Origin of the sequence: Citrobacter sp. MGH106, assembly GCF_001037495.1 — a bacterium.
Taxonomy (GTDB): Bacteria; Pseudomonadota; Gammaproteobacteria; order Enterobacterales; family Enterobacteriaceae; genus Citrobacter; species Citrobacter murliniae.
Genome location: NZ_KQ089822.1, coordinates 899,632 through 923,328, shown reverse-complemented (window position 1 = coordinate 923,328; position 23,697 = coordinate 899,632). Strand labels below are relative to the sequence as shown.

Below are 23,697 nucleotides of genomic sequence, written 5' to 3'. Positions count from 1 at the left end.
TCACATGGCCGGATAGGACGCAATGATGTCACCATCCGGCCATGAAGCCCCAGCTTGCCCGATGGCGCATCTACTCTTCCCCTTTCTCTTTGCTACCAGACGGTTTATTGTCATACTTTTCTGGCACAGTTGGACATCTGAGAGCAAAGCTCGCCATAATAAATCGGTAGTGTCCCGTGAATGAAACGGAGTAAAAGTGGTAATGGGTCAGGAAAAGCTATACATCGAGAAAGAACTCAGCTGGTTAGCGTTCAATGAACGTGTACTCCAGGAAGCTGCTGATAAATCAAACCCGTTGATTGAACGGATGCGTTTCTTAGGCATCTATTCCAATAATCTTGACGAGTTTTACAAAGTTCGTTTTGCCGAACTGAAGCGCCGTATCATTATTAGCGAAGAACAGGGTTCAAACTCCCACTCCCGCCATCTGTTAGGCAAAATCCAGGCCCGCGTATTGAAAGCCGATCAGGAATTTGACGGCCTGTACAATGAATTACTGCTGGAGATGGCGCGCAACCAGATCTTCTTAATCAATGAACGCCAGTTATCAGTGAATCAACAGAGCTGGTTACGCCATTACTTCAAGCAGTATCTTCGCCAGCACATCACGCCGATCCTGATTAACCGCGAGACAGATTTAGTTCAGTTTTTAAAAGACGACTATACCTATCTGGCCGTGGAGATCATTCGCGGCGATACCATTCGTTATGCTCTGCTGGAAATTCCGTCCGACAAGGTTCCTCGCTTTGTGAATTTGCCGCCGGAAACGCCGCGCCGCCGCAAACCAATGATTTTGCTGGATAACATCTTACGTTATTGCTTGGATGATATTTTCAAAGGGTTCTTTGATTACGATGCGCTGAATGCCTATTCGATGAAAATGACCCGCGATGCCGAATACGATTTGGTGCACGAGATGGAATCCAGCCTGATGGAACTCATGTCATCCAGTCTGAAGCAGCGTCTGACCGCAGAACCCGTGCGCTTTGTGTATCAACGCGATATGCCGAATGCGCTGGTTGAGGTTCTGCGTGAAAAATTGACCATTTCTCGCTATGACTCGATAGTTCCCGGTGGTCGTTACCATAACTTCAAAGACTTTATTAACTTCCCTAACGTTGGCAAAGCCAATCTGGTGAACAAACCGCTGCCCCGGCTGCGCCATATCTGGTTTGATAACGAGAAATTTCGTAACGGCTTTGACGCGATCCGTGAACGCGATGTTCTGCTTTATTATCCGTACCACACTTTTGAGCACGTACTTGAATTACTGCGACAGGCCTCCTTCGACCCGAGCGTGCTGGCGATAAAAATTAACATCTATCGCGTGGCAAAAGACTCTCGCATCATCGACGCGATGATTCATGCCGCTCACAACAGTAAAAAAGTCACCGTGGTGGTGGAATTGCAGGCGCGTTTTGATGAAGAAGCTAACATTCACTGGGCCAAGCGTCTTACCGAAGCAGGCGTACATGTTATCTTCTCCGCGCCAGGGCTGAAAATTCACGCCAAGCTATTCCTGATCTCACGTAAAGAAGGCGATGAAGTCGTGCGCTACGCGCATATCGGGACGGGTAACTTCAACGAAAAAACGGCACGATTGTATACCGACTACTCTTTACTGACTGCCGATTCGCGCATTACCAACGAAGTCCGCCGGGTATTTAACTTTATTGAAAATCCGTATCGTCCGGTAACTTTCGATTACCTGCTGGTTTCCCCGCAAAACTCACGACGTCTGCTGTACGGAATGATCGATAAAGAGATTGCCAATGCACAGCAAGGTAAGCCTTCCGGCATCACGTTAAAACTGAATAACCTGGTTGATAAAGGCCTGGTTGACCGCCTCTATGCGGCATCAGGCTCAGGTGTGCAGGTCAATTTGTTGATCCGCGGTATGTGCTCCCTGATCCCGAATCTGGAAGGTATCAGTGACAATATTCGCGTCATCAGTATCGTTGACCGCTACCTTGAACACGACCGGGTCTATATATTCGAAAACGGCGGTGATAAACAGGTTTACCTCTCCTCCGCAGACTGGATGACGAGAAACATCGATTATCGTATCGAAGTTGCCACACCGCTTCTCGATCCACGCCTTAAGCAACGCGTGCTGGATATTATAGAGATCCTGTTCAGCGATACGGTGAAAGCCCGTTACATTGATAAAGAACTGAGTAATCGCTACGTGCCACGTGGAAACCGCCGTAAGGTTCAGTCACAATTGGCGATTTATGACTACATCAAATCACTCGAGCAACCTGACACTAGCCTAAATAATTCAAGTTGTGGGAAGGCGGCAAATGAGAGAGTCCCCGGGAGCTTACGCCGGTAAGTGACTGGGGTGTAAGAAAGCAGCCAACACAAACACAACTTGAAGTATGACGGATAAACGCTATGCCAATACACGACAAGTCACCACGACCGCAGGAGTTTGCTGCGGTCGACCTTGGTTCAAATAGTTTTCATATGGTCATTGCCCGGGTAGTCGATGGCGCGATGCAAATTATCGGACGCCTGAAACAACGCGTACATCTGGCGGATGGGCTCGGCGAAGACAACAAGCTGAGCGAAGAGGCGATGGAGCGCGGATTAAGCTGTCTGTCATTATTCGCGGAACGTCTGCAGGGCTTTCCACCATCAAGCGTATGCATTGTGGGAACTCACACTTTGCGCCAGGCGCTGAATGCGACTGATTTTCTGAAGCGAGCAGAAAAGGTCATCCCCTACCCGATTGAAATTATCTCCGGTAACGAAGAAGCCCGACTGATATTTATGGGCGTTGAGCACACACAGCCGGAGAAAGGTCGCAAGCTGGTTATCGACATCGGCGGCGGTTCGACTGAACTGGTTATTGGGGAAGACTTCGAGCCGAAACTGGTCGAAAGCCGCCGTATGGGCTGCGTCAGTTTTGCTCAAATGTATTTCCCTGGCGGCACAATCAGCCGGGAAAATTTCCAGCGCGCGCGCATGGCGGCCGCGCAAAAACTTGAAACGTTAACCTGGCAGTTTCGTATTCAGGGCTGGAACGTGGCGCTGGGAGCCTCAGGCACGATCAAAGCGGCGCACGAAGTGCTGCTGGAAATGGGTGAAAAAGATGGTTTTATCACCCCCGAACGTCTGGACATGCTGACCAGCGAAGTGCTGAGACATTCCTCATTCGAAGCGCTCAGTATGCCTGGGTTATCCGAGGACAGAAAAGCTGTTTTTGTACCGGGCCTGGCTATCCTGTGTGGCGTTTTTGATGCGCTGGGTATCCGTGAACTTCGACTTTCTGATGGCGCACTGCGTGAAGGCGTGTTGTATGAGATGGAAGGACGTTTTCGCCATCAGGATGTACGTAGCCGCACCGCCAGCAGCCTGGCGAACCAGTACAATATCGACAGCGAACAAGCTCGTCGCGTGCTGGAAACCACCATGCAGATGTACGACCAGTGGCATGCACAGCAGCCCAAACTGGCCCATCCGCAACTGGAAGCATTGCTCAGATGGGCAGCCATGCTGCACGAGGTTGGGCTGAACATCAATCACAGCGGCCTGCACCGTCACTCGGCTTACATTCTGCAAAACAGCGACTTGCCGGGTTTCAACCAGGAACAGCAGTTGATGATGGCGACGTTAGTTCGCTACCATCGTAAAGCCGTAAAGCTGGATGATTTACCACGCTTTACGTTGTTCAAGAAGAAACAGTTTCTGCCGTTGATCCAACTATTACGACTGGGTGTATTGCTGAATAATCAGCGTCAGGCGACTACAACGCCGCCGACACTTACGCTGGTAACTGACGAAAATCACTGGACATTACGCTTCCCGCACGACTGGTTCAGCCAGAACGCGCTCGTCCTGCTCGATCTGGAAAAGGAGCAGCAGTACTGGGAAGCCGTAACAGGCTGGCGTCTTAAGATCGAGGAAGAAAGCTCACCCGATATCGCAGCGTGAATTTTCAGCAGGTGTCAGCGCGTCTGACACCTGTTCCTCCAGAATCTCATTCAGCGGCAACGGTTTGCCAATCAGATAGCCCTGCATGTAATCAATGCCCAGAGAAATCACAGCGCTGCGAAGCTCTTCGGTTTCGACATACTCCGCAACCACCATCATTCTTTTCATCCGCGCCAGATGACAAATCGAAGCAACAATTTGGTAATCAAGGCTGTTCGAGACAATATTACGAATGAAGCTGCCGTCAATCTTCAGGATATCGGCACTCACGTCTTTAAGCCGCGCATAGCTGGCATAACCAGTACCAAAGTCATCAATCGCAATCTGACACCCCAATACCTGTAATTGCAGCAATGTTGCCTGGGCCTGTTCCGCATTGGTTAGGGCGTTACTTTCCGTTATCTCAAAAACCAGTTGCCACGCTTCAATCTGATATTTCTCCAGCAATTTAGCGATATCGGATGGAAGGCGGGCACGACACACTGATGTTGGAGACAAATTGATAGCAAAACGACGGGCTGGAATGCTTTCCCGATTTTGAGCCATAAATTTCAGTGTGTTTTCAATTACCCAAAGGTCAATACTGGATGACAGCCCAAACTCATGAGCTGCGGGTAAAAAACAATCAGGAGGAATGGTTTCCCCCTCCTCCCCCTTAAGCCGTAGCAAGATTTCATGATACATATCACCGCGTACACCCAAAATCGGCTGCGCCATCAGGAAAAAGTGATCATGCTCCAGCGCCTGCTGAAGTCGGTTCATCATTGCTACTTTATCTTTCAGATCTCGCTGCAAATTCATGGCACCACGTCGCTGCAAATTTTCAGGCGTATTGGTGACAAGGGAGAAATCGGCGATGGTACTCAGTTCGCCTAATAGTAGGTAGATATGACTGACCGGAGAGCGTACATAACAGTAGCTCATCCCGACCTGCGGCTGTAGAGCCATACCATCCCAGATAAAGCGGAATTGCTTGATATGCTTATCAAGTGCCTCAATACGTCGCTGGTGTGATTCGGTAGTAAGACGCAAAACAAGGTCGTGTCCGGACATCTGGTATACACATTCATCGGGTGCCAGTTGTTCGGTGATCCAGTGAGAAAGCTTCTGCTTGTACTGAATGCGGAGCATAACGCCATAGTTTTTCCCGAGTAGCTCTAACCCCGGCACGCGCAAATAGCAGAGTGCTGACCATGGCGTACTCTTTAACGCCCGGTTTAAAGCTCGAAGATTAGGGATATGTACTACAGGATCCAGATAAGCAAGGCGGCGGGCCCGAGCGCTGACAATTCGCTGACGTGTCGCCAGCACTGCCATGTAACATACGATAAAAGAAAAAACCAGGTAGCTCGAGGAGGTGATCGCAAGCTGTGTATCGTAGCCGGGATACCAAGGCATATAGCGCTGATAATAATGAATTGCAGCAATCAGTATTACAGCCCAAGCTAACGAAATAAATCTATAACCGTAACGCATTGCCCCCCACAACATAACAGGCAATAAGAGCGACAGGGTATAATTCGTGCTAAATATTGAGCTATTATCATTTAATGGCATACACAGCAATACCATTAACGCAGCCAATATTATCAACCAGATAGCGAACTCTTTTTTTGATACTTTAGTATCAAATTGCAGCTTTAACTGAGAAAAATAGCTACGCAAATACAGTGGATTACGCGCAGTTCGGATAATAAAATAACACATTGGAACACCGATGAGATTCCCCACCAGCAATGCCTGATAGTTAATGAGTGTCGTAATATTAAAAGGCATAACTCCCATCATGCCGGATTTACTTTCATACACGCCAACAAACGCAGCAAACTGAAAGAGTATCAGGAATAACGTAGCCGGGCAGAAAACCTGCCAAAACATGCGCGGGAGCATCAGATGAGAGTCACCATGAGCAACATTGTTGCGTCGTGGGGAAAACACCCGATACCCACCCCAACTGAGTACAACTGTGATTATAAAGTGCGTGATAATTGAAAACGTTTCAGACAGACCTAACTGTGAATATTTAGACCAGAAAATAGCAATGATAATTCCCGGCAATGCTGCCAGGCCAAAAAATAGCATCAGACTAATCATCAGTGCTAAAGGCAGATAAAAAAGGACAATATTACCGGTACTAATATGTGCGTAAGTATTTGCTGAGCTCAATAAAGGCAGCAGCAAGGAAGGTAAGATGAGAGGTAATGCCCACCATTTATCTCTAATGCGAATATAGTTTTTATTGAGTTTCATAGATGCTCAGTAGGATCCTTCACATCCTGAAGGAGTTTCAGACAGGTATCCCACCTGACTTTAAAAAATGATGTTTAGTTCATCACAACGACCCTCAATTTTAGTTATCGCTTACGGATGGCATTTGATATGTATCAAAAAAAATATCCCTCATTAATCATTTATTACTTTTTTTCTTTTTTATTTTCGTTAATTCATTATTAATGCAAATAATAAAATTATGTTCCATAACATAAAAAGATAAAACAACCGACGCATTTTTACATTTTACATAATGATGAATTGACCATTCCCTCACAGTGTGCCTTAATGTAAGTATCGCCCACACTGTTGGGTACATTTGAAGGAACCTTTTGTGAGTCAGGCTACCAGTATGCGAAAACGACATCGATTTAACAGTCGCATGATCCGTATCATATTGCTTATCAGTTTTCTCTTCTTCTTCGGACGCTTCGTCTACTCTGCCATCGGTGCCTGGCATCATCACCAGGATAAAAAAGAAGCGCAACAGTCTTCACTCTCCGTAGAAACGCCTGCTCAACGCTAACTTTTGTTGACTGCCCCCCGTGAGAAAATTGGCGGCTTAATACCGCCTGAACACTTTTTTGTTACGCCTTTCAGCCTCAACCAGCACCAGACGCCAGCGTTACTAAATACTCACCCCCTGTGAATCTACTCCTCATATTTCGATGTGGTGTTGGTATTACGACGGCAACGAAGGCGCGCTGAAATTAAAAAGCCCTCTGTTTTTACAGAGGGCTTTAAGCGTGTTACTACCTGTTCAGAATCAGGTAAAAGTAGGTGTTATTCCCACTCAATCGTAGCTGGCGGCTTACCGCTAATGTCATACACTACGCGAGAAATACCGTTCACTTCGTTGATGATACGGTTGGAAACACGGCCTAAGAAATCATACGGCAGGTGCGCCCAGTGAGCGGTCATAAAGTCGATAGTTTCAACAGCACGCAGGGAAACAACCCAGTCGTACTTACGGCCATCGCCCATAACGCCAACCGAACGAACCGGCAGGAACACAGTGAACGCCTGGCTTACCTTGTTGTACAGGTCAGCTTTGTGCAGCTCTTCAATGAAGATAGCATCCGCACGACGCAGCAGGTCGCAGTACTCTTTCTTCACTTCGCCCAGTACGCGCACGCCCAGACCTGGCCCCGGGAACGGGTGACGGTACAGCATGTCGTACGGCAGACCCAGCTCCAGACCAATCTTACGCACTTCGTCTTTGAACAGCTCTTTCAGCGGTTCAACGAGGCCCATTTTCATCTCTTTCGGCAAACCGCCCACGTTGTGGTGAGATTTGATAACGTGTGCTTTACCGGTTGCAGAAGCGGCAGATTCAATCACGTCAGGGTAGATTGTCCCCTGCGCCAGCCACTTCACGTCTTCCAGACGCAGGGCTTCTTCGTCAAACACTTCGACGAATACGCGACCGATGATTTTACGTTTAGCTTCTGGATCGTTCTCGCCTTTCAGTGCGCTCAGGAAGCGTTCTTCTGCCGGGACGTGAACGATATTCAGACCAAAGTGGTCACCAAACATGTCCATCACCTGCTCAGCTTCATTCAGGCGCAGCAGGCCGTTATCAACAAATACGCAGGTCAGGTTCTTACCGATTGCACGGTGCAACAGCATTGCAGTAACGGAGGAGTCAACACCGCCGGACAGGCCGAGGATCACTTTATCGTCGCCAACCTGCTCACGAATACGGGCAACGGCGTCATCAATGATTTTTGCCGGCGTCCATAGAGCTTCACACTGGCAGATATCGCGAACAAAACGCTCCAGCATACGCAGGCCCTGACGGGTGTGGGTAACTTCCGGGTGGAACTGCACGCCGTAAAAACGTTTTTCTTCGTTTGCCATAATAGCGAACGGACAGGTTTCAGTGCTGGCAACGGTGACGAAGTCAGAAGGAATTGCCGTCACTTTATCGCCGTGGCTCATCCACACGTCCAGCAGCGGTTTGCCGTCTGCTGTCAGGGAGTCTTCGATGCCGTGGATCAGGGCACTGTCGGTTTTCACTTCCACCTGCGCATAGCCGAACTCACGCTCGGTTGAGCTTTCTACATGACCACCAAGCTGCATCGCCATGGTCTGCATACCGTAACAGACACCAAATACCGGTACACCAGCTTCGAACACGTACTGCGGCGCGCGCGGACTGTTGTCTTCGGTGGTGCTCTCAGGCCCGCCAGAAAGAATAATACCGCTAGGGTTGAATTCGCGAATTTGTGCTTCCGTAACATCCCATGCCCACAGTTCACAGTAGACGCCCAGTTCACGTACGCGACGAGCCACCAACTGAGTGTATTGCGATCCGAAATCCAGGATGAGAATGCGATGTTTATGAATATTGTCTGTCATTGACGCTAATTCCGAGGCAAGTGAAACAAATTCGCCTGGCATATAGCCAGGCGCGGAAACATATCAGGAGCCCATGCGGTAGTTAGGGGACTCTTTGGTGATGGTCACATCGTGAACGTGACTTTCCTGAATACCGGCACCACTGATGCGTACAAATTCTGCTTTAGTGCGCAGCTCGTCGATAGTACCACAACCGGTCAGGCCCATACAGGAGCGCAGGCCGCCCATCTGCTGGTGGATGATCTCTTTCAGGCGGCCTTTATATGCTACGCGACCTTCTATACCTTCCGGAACCAGTTTGTCAGCGGCGTTATCGCTCTGGAAATAACGGTCGGAAGACCCTTTGGACATCGCACCCAGAGAACCCATACCACGGTAAGATTTGTAAGAACGGCCCTGGTACAGTTCAATCTCGCCCGGGGATTCTTCAGTACCTGCCAGCATGGAGCCAACCATGACAGCAGCAGCACCAGCGGCGATAGCTTTGGCGATATCGCCAGAGAAACGGATACCACCGTCGGCGATAACCGGAATACCAGTGCCTTCCAGCGCTTCAACTGCGTCAGAAACCGCAGTAATCTGCGGAACACCTACGCCGGTAACAATACGAGTAGTACAGATAGAGCCAGGACCGATCCCTACCTTCACTGCGCTTACTCCAGCCTCTGCCAGGGCGCGTGCACCTGCGCCAGTCGCTACGTTACCGCCGATGATTTGCAGATTCGGGTATTTGGCACGCGTTTCGCGAATACGCTGCAACACACCTTCAGAATGGCCGTGAGAGGAGTCAATCAGCAGAACGTCAACGCCCGCGGCAACCAGCGCGTCAACACGCTCTTCGTTACCTGCGCCAGCACCTACTGCAGCACCTACACGCAGACGACCATGCTCATCTTTACAGGCGTTAGGTTTACGCTCAGCTTTCTGGAAATCTTTTACGGTGATCATGCCAATCAGGTGGAAACCATCGTCAACAACCAACGCTTTCTCAACGCGTTTTTCGTGCATTTTGGCAAATACAACATCACGCGCTTCACCTTCGCGCACAGTCACCAGACGCTCTTTCGGCGTCATGTAAACACTAACTGGCTGGTTGAGGTCGGTTACAAAACGCACGTCGCGACCGGTGATGATACCGACAAGTTCGTTATCTTCAGTCACAACCGGGTAGCCCGCAAAACCGTTACGCTCAGTCAGTTCTTTCACTTCGCGCAGAGTTGTGGTTGGCAATACAGTCTGAGGATCAGTCACTACGCCTGATTCATGTTTCTTCACACGGCGAACTTCTTCCGCCTGGCGCTCAATGGACATGTTTTTGTGGATAAAACCGATGCCGCCTTCCTGTGCCAGTGCAATTGCAAGGCGCGCTTCAGTCACGGTATCCATGGCTGCGGAGAGCATAGGAATATTCAGACGAATGGTTTTCGTCAGCTGCGTGCTGAGATCAGCAGTATTCGGCAGAACGGTGGAATGAGCGGGAACGAGGAGGACGTCGTCAAACGTCAGGGCTTCTTTGGCAATACGTAGCATGGGCAATATCTCGACCAGAGTGGTTAATAAATATTGCCGTGGCATTATACAGAGCGTAACCGATTGCATCCACACTTTTTTGCAAAAAAACCTTGCGATCCCCTGTGGGCGGGTTACTATCGATTGAATAACCTGCTGATTTAGAATTTGATCCCGCTCACATGTTATCCTCCCAGACCTCTTCAATTTTTACCGTAAGTCGCCTTAACCAGACGGTGCGTCTGCTGCTCGAGCAAGAAATGGGGCAGGTATGGATCAGCGGCGAAATATCTAACTTTACCCAGCCCTCATCAGGTCACTGGTACTTCACCTTAAAAGACGATGGTGCCCAGGTACGCTGTGCGATGTTCCGCAACAGCAACCGCCGTGTAACCTTTCGCCCGCAGCACGGACAGCAGGTGCTGGTTCGCGCCAACATTACGTTGTATGAACCGCGCGGCGACTATCAGATTATTGTTGAAAGCATGCAGCCTGCAGGTGAAGGCTTGTTACAGCAAAAATATGAGCAACTCAAAGCCAAACTTCAGGCTGAAGGGCTGTTCGATCAGCAGCATAAGCAACCTCTGCCCTCTCCGGCCCATTGCGTCGGCGTGATCACCTCGAAAACCGGGGCCGCATTGCACGATATTCTCCACGTGTTGAAACGACGCGATCCTTCCCTGCCCGTTATCATCTATCCGACTGCCGTTCAGGGTGATGAAGCGCCTGCTCAAATCGTTCGCGCCATTGAACTGGCGAATGCGCGTAGCGAGTGCGACGTATTGATCGTTGGTCGGGGCGGCGGTTCGCTGGAAGATTTATGGAGCTTTAACGACGAACGTGTAGCACGGGCAATTTTTGCCAGCCGCATTCCGGTAGTCAGCGCCGTCGGCCATGAAACCGATGTAACCATAGCCGATTTTGTTGGTGACCTGCGTGCGCCAACGCCGTCAGCCGCCGCCGAAGTGGTAAGCCGCAACCAGCAGGAATTACTACGCCAGGTGCAGTCCGCACAACAGCGTCTGGAAATGGCGATGGATTATTTTCTCGCTAATCGCAGTCGTCGCTTTACCCAGATTCATCACCGCTTACAGCAACAACACCCTCAGCTACGCCTGGCACGTCAGCAAACCACGCTGGATCGCCTGCAAAAACGCATGAGTTTTGCGCTGGAAAACCAACTCAAACGCGCCAGTCAGCAACAGCTGCGACTGGCACAGCGACTGAACCAGCAAAACCCGCAGCCGCGTATTCATCGCGGGCAGACGCGTATCCAACAGCTCGAGTATCGTCTGGCAGAGCTCGTCCGCGCACAAATGAGTGCAACACGCGAACGTTTTGGCAATGCGGTAACACATCTGGAAGCCGTCAGCCCACTGGCAACGCTGGCGCGAGGATACAGTGTCACTACCGCAACGGACGGAAAGGCTCTGACAAAAGCGAAGCAGGTAAAACCCGGCGAAACGCTCACAACACGCCTTAGCGATGGCTGGGTGGAAAGCGAGGTGAAAAAAATCACCCCGCTCAAAAAACCACGTTCGCGCAAAGTAAGCTAAATTCACTGACCGTAAACGTTACTGTATGCAGGTGGCGAAACCTTTGTCCGTTGCCGGATGAACAATGCAGTTCTCCGTCCCGTTGGACTCATTGTATCCACAGAAGTAACTCGAACTCGTCGTATTAGATAAATAGGGATAGCTCGGCGTTGTTGGCCAGCCAGTGCTACTCATCTGGTTGTGCAAGGCGTTCAAGTCGTTGATATCAGGTGCATCGCTCAAGCTGCCACATTGCGCAGCCAAATCGTACTGACCGGTATTGTGGGTATAGGCCAGCACCCAGTGCTCATTATCCAGATTCAGGCTGAGCGGCGCGGTAAAGCCTGAGCGCATTTCAGAGGTCAGTAATGGACGATGCAACTGTTTGCCATTTACTGTAACCGTATCCGGCATGTGTCCCCAGAAATTTGCCGACGCTACGTTCGGGCTGGTGACCACGGTAAAAATGGCGTCCAGCGTCGCGTTAATACTGGCGTTATTATCGAGCGTAACTTTCAGCGTCGTTTTATACCCCGGCGTATTGTTCTGCTTAATCGTAAAGGTCGCCGTACCGTCTGCTCCGGTAGTACCTTTTACTGAGTTACCGCTGTCGGCAAGTGTAACCGCAGCACCGGATGGCGGCTGAACGGTGAGATCGTCCATCGCATCTACGTCGCCGTACAGCGTTTCTCCCACATTTCGGGGCAAGGCATCACCACGCGTCAGAGTAAAGGCGACATTTGGCACCGTTTTCCCGGCACTATCTTTCACCGTTACGGTGACAGGCAGAGCGTCTCCTTTTTTCGCTTTCGCAGCCTGAGTACCTGTATCAAACGCCGTCGAAGTCAGTTCAATCATTTCCGCTTTAGGATGTGGATCCACCAGACAAAGAATCAGGTTTGTGATTGTCGTACTGATATCCCGCCGCCACTTACCGTCAATGAAACTGATAGACTGGTTATCCCATTTACTTCCCGATTGCATCTGGTCATACGCCCACCAGTTAGCGCCTGTGAAAAGCGGTAACCCCAGGTCAGTTTCTATCTTCGAGTTCGGGTGATCGTTATACAAAACCTGTAGTTCACTGCGCAGCGGCTGATACTCCTCGCTACACCCTGACTGGCTGCTGTCTGATTTATCGACTCCCGACGGCTTCGCCCAATCCTCACGATTAATAGTGATAAAGGATGCCCCCGACAGTTCAGCTTTAAGCTGCGGACGTCGGAACTTCACGCCAGCGCTACTGGTGAACGTTTCCGGCATATGACCCCAGAAGTTCGCTTTTGGGGTGTCCGGGCTTGTGAGCGTGGTAAAAACGGCGCTTAGTGTTTGCGATGCAGCACTTCCATCATCCAGTGTCGCCTGCAGTGGTATTCTGACACCCTGCCCCCTGCCAGTCTGGTAAACGTCCAGCATGACGGTACCGTCGGGGCCGGAAACACCGTAAAAATTATCGTCGGTCAACAATCCAACGATCTGACTGGCATTATCTGTGACCCAGATAAGCACTGACTGATAATCATGCCATTCAACGCCCTGGCGGTTTACCGCTACGCCATGATTAATCATGAAGGGCGCATTTCCCAAAAGGTTGCCCTTACTGTCACGCGTGGTCACCTTAAAGACTGCGCGCTCATGGTTGTCTGGTTCATCGGTTTTGACTTTAACCACATCGTAGCCGTCAATTTTAACCGCATCACTCGAAGTCAGCTCAACCTTTGCCACCATCAAATTAGCGGTGGTCTGGCAGGTCATATACCTCATGTCACTTGCAGACAGGACGGTACTGGTTGCATTACTGAGCTGGACACTTTTGTATCGACGATCCCCTGAATTTGCGGGATTCGCCGAGCTGGAGCCATAGCTTTTCAGGACAGGCCAGCCATCAACCTCATGCCCTCTCCAGCTACCTGATAAACCTGACAGCGAATCCACATTGGGAATATATGCCGCCCCGCAGCCACCATTGCTGCTCTTCTCCGCCTGCGCTTCGGTAAACAGCGCCCAGATTTCGTTATCTTCCTCCGGCCCTTTACGTTTATTGCCGGGATTACCCGTAAGTTCAGCAAATAATATTGGGCGCTTAAAAATTATACCGTCTGCCACTAACGTTTGCGGCATATGGCCCCACATTTTCGCTTTACTGGTATCCGGGCTGGTGGGCACGGTGAAAATAGTATCTATGGAGGCTTTTTTGGTCGGATCAGAGTAAAGCGTAGCAGTGATAGCCGTTTTGGTGCCGTGGGTGTCTGGCCGGGTAATAGTAAGAATTTTGCTACCATCATTGCCAGTTATGCTGGTGTAGAGCGTTGCAACATCGTTCAGCGAAGTTCCTTCCACCACCACCGGAGCAACAATGCCGTCACCGCTACCGGCAATGTGTTTTTCATTGGATCGGGTATATCCATCGCCACGATTAAGGGTAAATGGCATATCCGGCATCGGATTGCCTGCCGCATCTTTTATCGTCACCTTCACCTGTAACGTTTCGCCCTTTTTAAGCTTCGCGGCGTTCAGTGAACTACTCCACTGCGCCTGATCCACCACCTCCAGGGTGATGTTCTGAGCAGAGGGATTCGCGGTGGTCAGACAGCTCATATAGACGGGTGAGCTGTTGTTATTTACCAGCGTGCCGTTGTTCAGCCAGGTGGCGTAGAGATGCGGTACTTTATCGGCTGGTGTGCTACTCCAGTATTCCTCGCGTTGGGTCGGCCAGCCATGTACGGCCTGAATGGCGTTATTGCTGTTGGCATCGTATAGCGCGGCCAGCTGCGTTCTGCCCGGTACCTTATTCGGTTCGCAACCGCCTGCAGAGATATCTTCGATATCTGCCTGCGCAACACGCGCCCAGATTTCATTATTTTCGGTTAGCGAACTCTGCTCGCCTGCCACTTCTGAGGCTAATTTCGGGCGTTCAAAGGTCAGGGAGCCGACATGAATGGTGTCATCCATATGCCCCCACATTTGCGCGCCGGAAACATCCGGGCTGGTTGGGACGGTAAAAACGACGGAGTAATTAACGGTATTCGGCAGGGAGGAATTGACCGGCATAACGGTAAGCGGTGTTCTTAAACCCACCCCCTGCGGCTGTTCAATTTCTATCGTAGCGATCCCCTGCGCATCTGTGGAGCCGGAATAGACTGTTGATGTCTCCCCGGTACCGTACTGTGTGCCGTTCACGGTGATAACACCACTGGTCGGATCGGTGTAGCCTGACGCCTGACCAGCCCGATCAAGCCCCATTCCTTTGGTAATCGTAAAAGCCGCATTAGGGACTGGCGCATTATTGGCAGCATTGACGGTATGCACCGTCATAGTGATTTTTTCACCGACCTTCGCTTTGGCAAGTTTTGAGTCCGGCGCAGTGTCTTTGTCGGTATCGACGACCACTTTCGCTATCAGCTCGTCGGCAGAACAGGTGAGGTAGTTTGGCTTAAGCCCTGAATAGGAATCGACCGCCCCGCTCCCCAGGTCAACGGAGACATGCGTGTCAGGTTGCGCCACAGCCGTCAGATAATCCTGCTTTGCCGTCGGCCAGCCGTGTTCGGTACTGATGGTGTTTTCCTGGTGATCTGCATATAAGCTTTCCAGAGAGCGTTGTTCAGGAATATCTCCGGCACCGCATTCTGTCTCCATGCTGGAGCCTTGATCAAACAGCGCCCAGTCCTCGTTATTTTCACGCACCGAACCGACTTCGTTAGTCGTTTCATCCACCAAACGTGGGCGTTTGTAGAGATGACCCGCTTCCATAATCCCATTGCCCATATGTCCCCACATTCGGGCATATGAGCTGTCCGGGCTGGTGACGACGGTGAAGATCACGTCTTTTACGTCCGTGGCGGTAAAGTTGCTGCGCATCTTCGCCGTGATATGCGTTTTTACCCCAGCGCCACCGGCGTTCGTCAGCAGCACAGTCGCCTGGCCATTGACGTCGGTCATCCCCTCATAGTTGTGCTCGTCCATCTTCCGCAAATTACTGTCGCCCGTGAGCTGTACCGGGTGAATCTCCCAGTCCGGACTGGTTTCGCCCTTGCGGTTGACGCCATCATCCAGATGCAGCGAGAAGTAGTAGTATGACAGCGGCTGATTGTTATCTTTCTTATCGGTAATGGACAGACGCATGGCAACCTGTTCGCCCACCTGCACTTTCGTCGCCTGTAGACTCTTATCATACTGTTCCAGCGTCAGCGTAAGCTCCGGCTCGACATCAGGCTCCGTTTTATCCACGCAGCTCACGATGAACTTTGTGCTGTCCGGCTTTTGCGCTTCGCTGCGGTCAGACACGTCTGCCGCATGATGCTGCCCGGTCATACCAGCCAGAGATGACCAGTAGTAGTTACCCTGCATCGGCCAGCCTGCGACTTCCTGAATGGAGGTCGGAACCACCGTTGCCAGCGCGCCGAACTGGCGCATCCCTGGCAGAATAGCGCAGTGTTTATCAGCCCCGCTCCAGATAAATGTCGACCAGGTTTCGTTGTGATCCTCAACCGTACCGTCTTCATTGCTCACTTCAACCGCCAGTTTCGGGCGGGTAAAGGTGTACTGCTGCGCCGCCAATGTGTCTTCCATATGGCCCCACATGTTAGCCTGCGATACATCGGGGCTGGTAAGGACGGTGAAGATCACTGCTGTTTCGCTGGTCTGTGCGATCCCCGGCAAATGGACATTCAGAGATGTTTTAACCCCCGGACCATTCTGCTGCGTCACCTTCACCATCGCCACACCACTGGCATTGGTAGTGCCATGATATTCCGTCGCGGAGGTGGTCAGCTCCGTGGTCTCCAGCATTACCGGCCCGGCATTGTTCACCACACCCTGACGGTTTTTTGCATCACCGCGCTTGATGATAAATGGAATATTGCCCGCGGGATTTCCCTGGCAATCTTTCGTGGTGACGATCAACGTAATGGCATCACCGACTTTGGCTTTCGCAGCGTTAAGCGTGTCGTCATAGCCAGCAACGTTCACGGTAACCAGATCGCCCTGCGCTGGCGCAATATTCAACGTCACCAGCTTTTCGCTGAGTACAACCGGACCTTGATTTGGTGTACCGGTCAACGTGAACAGATCCAGCGAGGGTAAGCTTTCATTCGGATCAAACTGTGGGATCGCTGCCAGTTTATGTCCTGCCAGATTTTGTGCGCAGAAGGAACGATCCGGCCGGGGTTGCGGGTTGAGCGGTACATCCGGCGTAGCGGCTTCAGTCCAGACCAGTGAAACAGCGGGCAGAGTCTGATTTGCCCAACGTAGCATGGGTGGACTACCGAAGATGTCGCCCTCCGTATCGCGCGGGTTAATAAGCACCATACTGGTAGCCGTTGCATCTACGCTAAAGTCCCTGGGCATTGCATCAAAAGCGACCGCGTGCTCTGTGGTGGGATCAAGTTGGACGCTGCCCTGATAGACCGGCACGCTGGCACTATCGGCAAAGGGGCTGGTGCCGCTGATCACCCCGGTTGAAATCCCTGGTTGTATCCATTGCCCTCCTTTTAACGCCGCCTGTGAAGGGAATATCACCGCAGGAGTAAGCAACAAAAAAATCATCCATTTAGCAAGCTTCTGATACCCATCCATGAGTAAAAACCACCTTTTCATCATCTTTGTTCAATACGTTTTGATTAGAGGCTTTCGCTAAGCAAAACGTATGGAAAATGCCATCCCATAAGGGATGACATTTATTGATGTTACTTGCGCTGGAAATCGATAGACAAACCGTAGCCCTGAACACCGTCGTTGCCAATGGTGATGCCATCTCCGGTATAATCGAAAGCAGCCTTCGCTTCGGCATTGGTAAGCGGAATAACCAGATCCTGGTTGTTGTTGCCAGGATTGACCAACCCACCCGCTGTACCCAACTGCAAGCTGGTGCCGGTGAACCGCCAGCGATAGTTATACTGGTTGGTAACCTCTTCGCCCGTATCGTATTTATCAGGCGTTCCCCCCGCTTTATCTTTCCACAGCAGGACCTTATAGGTGGTATTGGTTTTAAGTTTGGTGGTTGTGCCAAGCAGGTTGGTGGTTGAGCCGGTTTCATAGATAACAGCATGCACTGCATCATCAAATACCGGGCCTTCTGGGATATCATCGCTGTCCGATCCCCCACCCGTATTGGCTGACAAATCGTTCAGCAAAATCTCCTGTGCCACATTAGGATCGCCGGTGGTGGTTGTCGGTGTTATTTTGATACCGATATAGCGATCTGCATCCGCGTCTACAATCGTGTAGCTATCGCTGCCTTTCGAACCGATCTCCTGAGGATCTGCACCAGACTGATCGCTGTAACTCATCCACTGCACGGTTGCTTTTGTCGCTGTGTTATTGTTATCCAGGTCACCCTGCTCATCGCCAATGGCCCAGTTTATCGTCACTTTGTCGCCGACATGGAACTGCCTGTCACCTTCAGAGCTGGCTGTACGACTGCCGCGATCAACAGTAACAGTGACATGCGCTTTATCAGTATCGGCAATATCTGTCGCGCTTCGGGTGATCCACGGCACCGTCCCTTGAATGCTCCCGGTATTCTCTGTCACTGACTGCCATTGCCCGGCTTTCAGTTGCCCATCTGCCGCTATCGCTGGCACTGCACAATAACCCGCTAAAGCCAATGCCAGCGCGACTTTGGTCAAATGCTGTTTTGTTTCCTGCTGCATATTTACTCTCCTTAGTTAAACTTCAGCTGCTGGCCGATCGGCCATTACGCCCATTTCATCTCTTGCGATACATGACGCGCAGCCCATAGCCTTGCACCCCATCACCGGCCCCCGCACCAAACATCTGTGCTGCCTCTCGATTGCTGGCAGGAATAACCATATCTTTATTATCGGTATTAGCCTGGGCTCCCGTTTCACCATGCGCGCTCTGTCCGGTGAATTGCCAACGGTAGTCATATTGCGCCATTTCGTTGTCGCTTAATTTTTCTGACTGCTGGAAGTGACTATCTTTGTTGGCATCGCGCCAAAGAATAAAACGGTAGGTACTATCGAGAAGAAGAGGCTCTTTACTGCCGATTAAATTCACAGGTTTAGCCGCGCCAATCCGATAAATAAGCGCATTTAATTCCTCTGAGCCGGCATCAAAAAACGTCACATTGATATAGTTACTGTCGTTGTAAGGCTGTGCTTTAACTTTCCAGCGGAAAGTACCCGCCAGCGTACTGGCCAGTGTGAGAGTACCTTTCTCTTTATCTTGTGCCGCAATAAATACACAGGGCGTTTCACCTGGACAGGATTTCTTCGCCAGGCTGATTTTTTTATCGTTCGCGTCATACAGTTCCGGACTAAGGTTATCATCCGGCAAAGGATTCCCCTTGCTGTCAGTGCCATCACCAAAACTGTCGGTAACGTCAAGATCAACCACTACGCCATCGACACCATCTGCCTGAGCACGGGCATCATGGTTGTGATTGTTCTCATCCGGTACGCTGGAAATGTTATTGACGATAAGTTCGATTTTGCGATCCTGTTGAACGGTTATGTCAACCACGCCGGAGTTTTGTCGGTTGCCCTTTTCATCTTCCAGCGTCAACCGTACTCGCCAGGTATTGATCCTCTGCTGTTCCGCTTCGTCAGAACTGTACTGCCAGGCAGGCAGCGTCAAATTCCAGTGGTTATTGTTACCTTCGGTGATCGCCTCTTCTTTGATGACTGGCATAACCAACGTACGCGCGGCGTTGTTTTTCGCTTGCCAGGATGCAGCTATGATTTTGTAGTGATGGCTAATAAGCGCGTTGATCGTCCATTTGCATTTCTCCAGCCCGATGGCTTCTTCCGGGGAATCCTTAATCACACACTCCGGATGCGCATTAGTTGCATCAGCTTTCAGCCATAGCGTGACATCTAGTGGTGCTTTCTCACGATATTCCAGCACAATAAAATTGTTACGTTCGACAAAATCATGACGGCTCCCCTTTAGCGAATGAGATGCTTTTACATTGTCTGCATTGAGTTGATCTTTTAGAGGCACACCGAACTGGTAGCTCAGTGCAGCATTGATGGCGAGATCGTTGTTGTCACCCGTACCGGCTTTGTAATCCGTACTGATGGTCAGTAATGGAACAGGCTGATAGTTCAGGCCCAGCGTAATAGCCTGAGGATCCTTTTCTAAATTGTCGCTCCCGAAAAGGGCAACTTCATTACCGTAGTACTGCTCATAAATAATGTTGCCGCCAAACTGAGGATACGCGGGCAGCCAGGCTTCTGCGCGAACATCCCAGCCACGCGCCGGTCGCTCTTCATAGAAATCCAAATCTTCAGAATCTTTCCAGTCTGAAAGCGGGTGATAATAATTTCCGGAGAGTTTTAAATAATCTGCCCATGCTTCTGCGCCTAAACCAAGTCGACGATGCCCACGGGTAAAATCATAATCATAAAATATATTTGCACCCAGCAGCCATTCATTTAAATCATGTCTTACACCAACCCCCATATTTCCAATAGTACGATCATCTTTTCGCTGGGTTGAAAATTGACTGAAATAAACAGTACTCCGGGTCTCATACCAGGGAACGAAATAATCGATTGAAGAACCGTCCAGATCACCGCCTTCTCCAACAGACAAATTGGTTCGCACCTTACCATAAGGAGACATCAGCCCCTCAAGAGAGGATTGAGCCGTTGAGGTTATCTGCCCTTGCAGATAGCTTCTGGCCTGCGACTCCAGCGCTTCAGGAGTAAGGTTCGTAAATCCCTGTGTCGCAGACCCCATGACATAGTCGGCACTTTGCTCTTTAAGTGAACTTTTTTTGTGTTCTTGTTCTTCCTGCGTGGATTCACTTGCCAAATCGGGAAATGAATTATCAGAAGAGGACTCACCCTTGTTCGCAGATGTCTCCGGTACTGCATATGCCGCACCAGAAATGAGCATAAAAATAATAAAGCGCATCCATTGCACCATAATATATCCCTATGAATTAAGGCTTCCATTATTAATATGAAATTAATCAGCCTCATTAATATTATATTATGGAACTACGAAAACATGCACTTCAGAAAACCTAAATTAATTCTTAAAAATAACTAAACACGTTTTTTAAGATTATATTCATCCTTGTCCCGAAATATTCATAAAATGAATATTTCGGGACGTAATGACATCTGATTAAAATCATTCAGTCAACGTGCAATAAACTCCACACGTTTTTTAGAGATGAGCCCATGGCCATTCTGGCAAAAATAATCCACTGCACCGCAGGCTTTTAGTACCTGCAGTGGCTGATGGCACTCCGGGCAATGCGCCTCCAGTTGGACATCTTTATTGCAGCGCTCACAGTGTGCCACACCATTTTGTGGTTCCAGTTGAGCATGACAATCCGGGCAGTTAATCGACATGGAGACTCCTTACAGGGAATTCATTATTGCTTTGATATTAACACGATACACTTAATGTGGCCCACGCAACTGTTGCTGCAACGTTAGCAAGTGCTCGACTTCTTCAAGCCTGCGTTGTGTCGTGTGCCCCACCTCTTGCGGGCTGCGTTCAAACAGACTTTGCGCCCCCAGAATGTGCTCTGCCAGGCAATGAGCGTAAATCGTACCTGGAAGACTCCAGCGCAGCACAGTGTCACCATCAATAAGTTCAAGTACATCTTCTGCGCCACGTCGGTCATAGCTGATGATTCGTCCATCACTTAAATGAAGTCGCAAACCTTTTTGTCCACCAGCCGGACCCGCGTATTTGTTTAGCCAGATATCCAGCGCAATACCGCTAATTTGCCCCTGGATATGAGCCTCTCCCTCTGCGGTGTGCAGATCGCCCAGGCTGATATCACGTCCAGGACGGTCTTTGGCCTTCATAACTTGCAACGTGATGTCGTCATTTCCCCCCAGGTAACGCACTGTTTCACGCAGCATCGCCAGCACATGCGTACCAATATCCAGTATCACGCCATCCGGATGGCGAAGTTCGCGTGTATCCGGCTCACCAGTAGCAAAGTTGAGCGCTATTGGCTCCCCTGTTGCGTTAAATCCACTCGGCTCCTGCAAAAAACCTTCGATTCTGACGATGTCGGAAAAACGAGAGATAAGAGCCTGCGGGCGGTTATCACCGCGCCACTGCGGATCGAGTTTCCCCAATGCCAGTTGCATCGCGCCGGTGCGTGCCATCCAGTGATCGAGCGCCAACACACGAGACGCGACGCCGGGCATCGCAAGTAACGTTTTCAGTTTTTCTATTTGAGGAAGCGTAGCGACAATCGGTTTTTCGACCACTATGCGTGATATGGGTGAGGCCAGCGCCAGTTCAAGAACTTCAAGATGGTGAAGGGATGCGGTCGTGACAAACAACGTATCAAGAGGCTGGGTTAAAAGTTCAGCGAGTGACGAGCAGCGTGTCACACCTTCTGGCTGCTTTACAGGTTGCACATCAAATCCGAGACAACTGGCTGAATTCCCGAAGAGGTTTCGTATTGTGGGCAAATATGCCGTTTCAACCACTGCGCCAAGCCCAACAAACCCTAACAGCATGTACTCACCTCATCGATTGAATTGCCGGGGCATAACACCTGCCCCGACAAAGTTGAGGTTTTATCAGGTGTTGGTTGCCGGTTTAGTCTGCACATTCTCCAGCATGCGGCGTACCGGAACAATGAGAACAATCAGTACTGCGGCACAGATAAGCAGCGCAATGGAGCAGCGCGCAAACAGATCCGGCAGCATATCTAGCTGATCGGCCTTCACGTGACCACCAATCAGGCCCGCCGCCAGGTTACCCAGCGCACTGGCGCAGAACCACAGTCCCATCATCTGACCACGCATTCTTTCTGGTGCCAGCAGCGTCATAGTAGCCAGACCAATCGGACTCAGGCACAGTTCGCCGAGAGTCAGCATCAGGATACTGCCCACCAGCCAGAAAGGTGAAACGCCCGCACCACCGTTACTCAGCACGTTTTCCGCCGCCATCATCATCAGACCAAAGCCCGCCGCAGCACAGAGAATGCCAATAACGAATTTGGTGATACTGCTCGGGCGAATGTTCATGCTGGCCAGCTTCGGCCACGCCCAGCTGAACACGGGTGCCAGCAGGATGATAAACAGCGCATTGATCGACTGGAACCAGACAGCCGGTATTTCAAAATCGCCAATCATACGGTTAGTGTAGTCGTTGGCGAACAGGTTGAATGAGGTTGGCTTTTGCTCGAACGCCGACCAGAAGAATGCAGCAGAAATCAGCAGAATAAAGCAAACCAGCAGTCTGGCACGCTCTTTACGGTTCAATCCGGCAAAGAAGAACAGGTAGATAAAGTAGAGGGCAACGGATGCCGCAATCACGTACACCAGCATGCTGGCTACTGCGACCGGGTTAATCACAATCACGCCCTGGGCGATCAACGTAACAACAATTGCCACACCTGCTGCCAGTGCCAGCAACCACGCGCCCACACCTTTTCTCTTCACCACCGGACTGTTCCAGGTGGAATCCAGTCCGACTTCACTGTCGTAACGTGTCATTGCTGGCACAGCAAAGATACGGAAGATGAGCAATGCTACCAGCATCCCTATCCCGCCAATACCAAAGCCCCAGTGCCAGCCATGGCTTTTAATCAGCCAGCCGGAGATCAATGGAGCAATGAAGGAGCCTATGTTGATGCCCATGTAGAACAGTGAAAAACCGCCGTCACGTCGCGCATCGCCTTTTTTGTACAGCGTACCGACCATAACAGAGATACAGGTCTTGAACAGGCCGGAGCCGAGCACGATGAACATCAGGCCGATAAAGAACAGGTTGTCACCCATTACGGCTGAGAGCGCAATCGACAGGTGGCCAAGCGCAATCAGGATAGAACCATACCAGACTGCTTTCTGCTGACCGAGCCAGTTATCCGCCAGCCACCCGCCAGGCAACGCGGCGAGATACATGGTGCCGGCAAAGATACCGACAATCGCTGAGGCATTTTCACGTGCCAGCCCCATGCCGCCATCATAAACGGTGGCGGCCATAAACAGGATCAGTAGCGGACGAATACCGTAAAACGAAAAACGTTCCCACATCTCAGTGAAGAACAGTGAGCCGAGCGGATAAGGATGACCGAGGAACGTTCGGCTTTCTTTTTGATTAACAGAGGATTGCATAATTCTCCCGAAAAGGT

Annotated in this window: 12 protein-coding genes and 1 pseudogene; 4 read left to right on the top strand and 9 right to left on the bottom strand. The window is 50.6% G+C overall.

All coding sequences use genetic code 11. The features are described from left to right. Positions 1–202 precede the first annotated feature (202 nt). A pseudogene (gene ppk1 / locus SK36_RS04165) lies at positions 203–2,266 on the top strand (polyphosphate kinase 1); the annotation flags it as partial. A 131-nt stretch (positions 2,267–2,397) separates the two neighbouring features. Continuing rightward, a complete protein-coding gene (gene ppx / locus SK36_RS04160; RefSeq protein ID WP_045446089.1) occupies positions 2,398–3,939 on the top strand; it encodes an exopolyphosphatase in 1,542 nt (513 codons plus the stop codon). Here ppx and SK36_RS04155 read toward each other — a convergent pair. Beyond that, positions 3,919–6,189, bottom strand: a complete 2,271-nt coding sequence (locus SK36_RS04155; protein WP_048220836.1) for a bifunctional diguanylate cyclase/phosphodiesterase — start codon at positions 6,187–6,189, stop codon at positions 3,919–3,921. The genes ppx and SK36_RS04155 overlap by 21 nt on opposite strands. Before the next feature lie 355 nt (positions 6,190–6,544). Between SK36_RS04155 and SK36_RS04150 the strand changes: the two genes are divergently transcribed. Beyond that, on the top strand, positions 6,545–6,736 hold the full coding sequence (locus tag SK36_RS04150) for a YfgG family protein (protein ID WP_048220835.1): 192 nt from the start codon (positions 6,545–6,547) through the stop codon (positions 6,734–6,736). A 257-nt stretch (positions 6,737–6,993) separates the two neighbouring features. Here the strand turns inward: SK36_RS04150 and guaA are convergent, their stop codons facing one another. Further along, positions 6,994–8,571 (bottom strand): glutamine-hydrolyzing GMP synthase, encoded by a 1,578-nt coding sequence (gene guaA / locus SK36_RS04145; protein WP_045446095.1) that lies wholly within the window; start codon positions 8,569–8,571, stop codon positions 6,994–6,996. 63 nt (positions 8,572–8,634) lie between these two features. Further along, on the bottom strand, positions 8,635–10,101 hold the full coding sequence (gene guaB, locus SK36_RS04140; protein WP_045446098.1) for an IMP dehydrogenase: 1,467 nt from the start codon (positions 10,099–10,101) through the stop codon (positions 8,635–8,637). 161 nt (positions 10,102–10,262) lie between these two features. On the opposite strand from guaB, the gene xseA reads away from it, so the two are divergent. After that, positions 10,263–11,636, top strand: coding sequence for an exodeoxyribonuclease VII large subunit (gene xseA, locus SK36_RS04135; RefSeq protein ID WP_048220834.1), 1,374 nt, complete (start codon positions 10,263–10,265; stop codon positions 11,634–11,636). Positions 11,637–11,654: 18 nt separating this feature from the next. Here xseA and SK36_RS04130 read toward each other — a convergent pair whose 3' ends face one another. The 6 genes from SK36_RS04130 to SK36_RS04105 form a co-directional block, all read right to left on the bottom strand. Continuing rightward, positions 11,655–17,189 (bottom strand): adhesion domain-containing protein, encoded by a 5,535-nt coding sequence (locus SK36_RS04130; protein WP_048220833.1) that lies wholly within the window; start codon positions 17,187–17,189, stop codon positions 11,655–11,657. A 110-nt stretch (positions 17,190–17,299) separates the two neighbouring features. After that, complete coding sequence (locus SK36_RS04125; RefSeq protein WP_048220832.1) at positions 17,300–18,265, bottom strand: SinI family autotransporter-associated protein; 966 nt, start codon at positions 18,263–18,265, stop codon at positions 17,300–17,302. A 55-nt stretch (positions 18,266–18,320) separates the two neighbouring features. After that, on the bottom strand, positions 18,321–20,507 hold the full coding sequence (sinH, locus tag SK36_RS04120; protein WP_048220831.1) for an intimin-like inverse autotransporter SinH: 2,187 nt from the start codon (positions 20,505–20,507) through the stop codon (positions 18,321–18,323). A 218-nt stretch (positions 20,508–20,725) separates the two neighbouring features. Further along, positions 20,726–20,941 (bottom strand): zinc ribbon domain-containing protein, encoded by a 216-nt coding sequence (locus SK36_RS04115; RefSeq protein WP_045446115.1) that lies wholly within the window; start codon positions 20,939–20,941, stop codon positions 20,726–20,728. A gap of 51 nt (positions 20,942–20,992) precedes the next feature. Beyond that, the gene (locus SK36_RS04110; protein ID WP_048220830.1) at positions 20,993–22,075 is read right to left on the bottom strand and encodes a Gfo/Idh/MocA family oxidoreductase; all 1,083 of its coding nucleotides are present in this window, start codon (positions 22,073–22,075) and stop codon (positions 20,993–20,995) included. Positions 22,076–22,138: 63 nt separating this feature from the next. After that, positions 22,139–23,680, bottom strand: coding sequence for a peptide MFS transporter (locus SK36_RS04105; RefSeq protein ID WP_045446122.1), 1,542 nt, complete (start codon positions 23,678–23,680; stop codon positions 22,139–22,141). Positions 23,681–23,697: the final 17 nt, after the last annotated feature.

Excerpts from the sequence above, each read along its gene's own strand:
- ppx (WP_045446089.1), top strand. The coding sequence starts at position 2,398 with ATGCCAATACACGACAAGTCACCACGACCGCAGGAGTTTGCTGCGGTC.
- SK36_RS04155 (WP_048220836.1), bottom strand. The coding sequence starts at position 6,189 with ATGAAACTCAATAAAAACTATATTCGCATTAGAGATAAATGGTGGGCA.
- guaA (WP_045446095.1), bottom strand. The coding sequence starts at position 8,571 with ATGACAGACAATATTCATAAACATCGCATTCTCATCCTGGATTTCGGA.
- guaB (WP_045446098.1), bottom strand. The coding sequence starts at position 10,101 with ATGCTACGTATTGCCAAAGAAGCCCTGACGTTTGACGACGTCCTCCTC.
- xseA (WP_048220834.1), top strand. The coding sequence starts at position 10,263 with ATGTTATCCTCCCAGACCTCTTCAATTTTTACCGTAAGTCGCCTTAAC.
- SK36_RS04130 (WP_048220833.1), bottom strand. The coding sequence starts at position 17,189 with ATGGATGGGTATCAGAAGCTTGCTAAATGGATGATTTTTTTGTTGCTT.
- SK36_RS04125 (WP_048220832.1), bottom strand. The coding sequence starts at position 18,265 with ATGCAGCAGGAAACAAAACAGCATTTGACCAAAGTCGCGCTGGCATTG.
- sinH (WP_048220831.1), bottom strand. The coding sequence starts at position 20,507 with ATGGTGCAATGGATGCGCTTTATTATTTTTATGCTCATTTCTGGTGCG.
- SK36_RS04115 (WP_045446115.1), bottom strand. The coding sequence starts at position 20,941 with ATGTCGATTAACTGCCCGGATTGTCATGCTCAACTGGAACCACAAAAT.
- SK36_RS04110 (WP_048220830.1), bottom strand. The coding sequence starts at position 22,075 with ATGCTGTTAGGGTTTGTTGGGCTTGGCGCAGTGGTTGAAACGGCATAT.
- SK36_RS04105 (WP_045446122.1), bottom strand. The coding sequence starts at position 23,680 with ATGCAATCCTCTGTTAATCAAAAAGAAAGCCGAACGTTCCTCGGTCAT.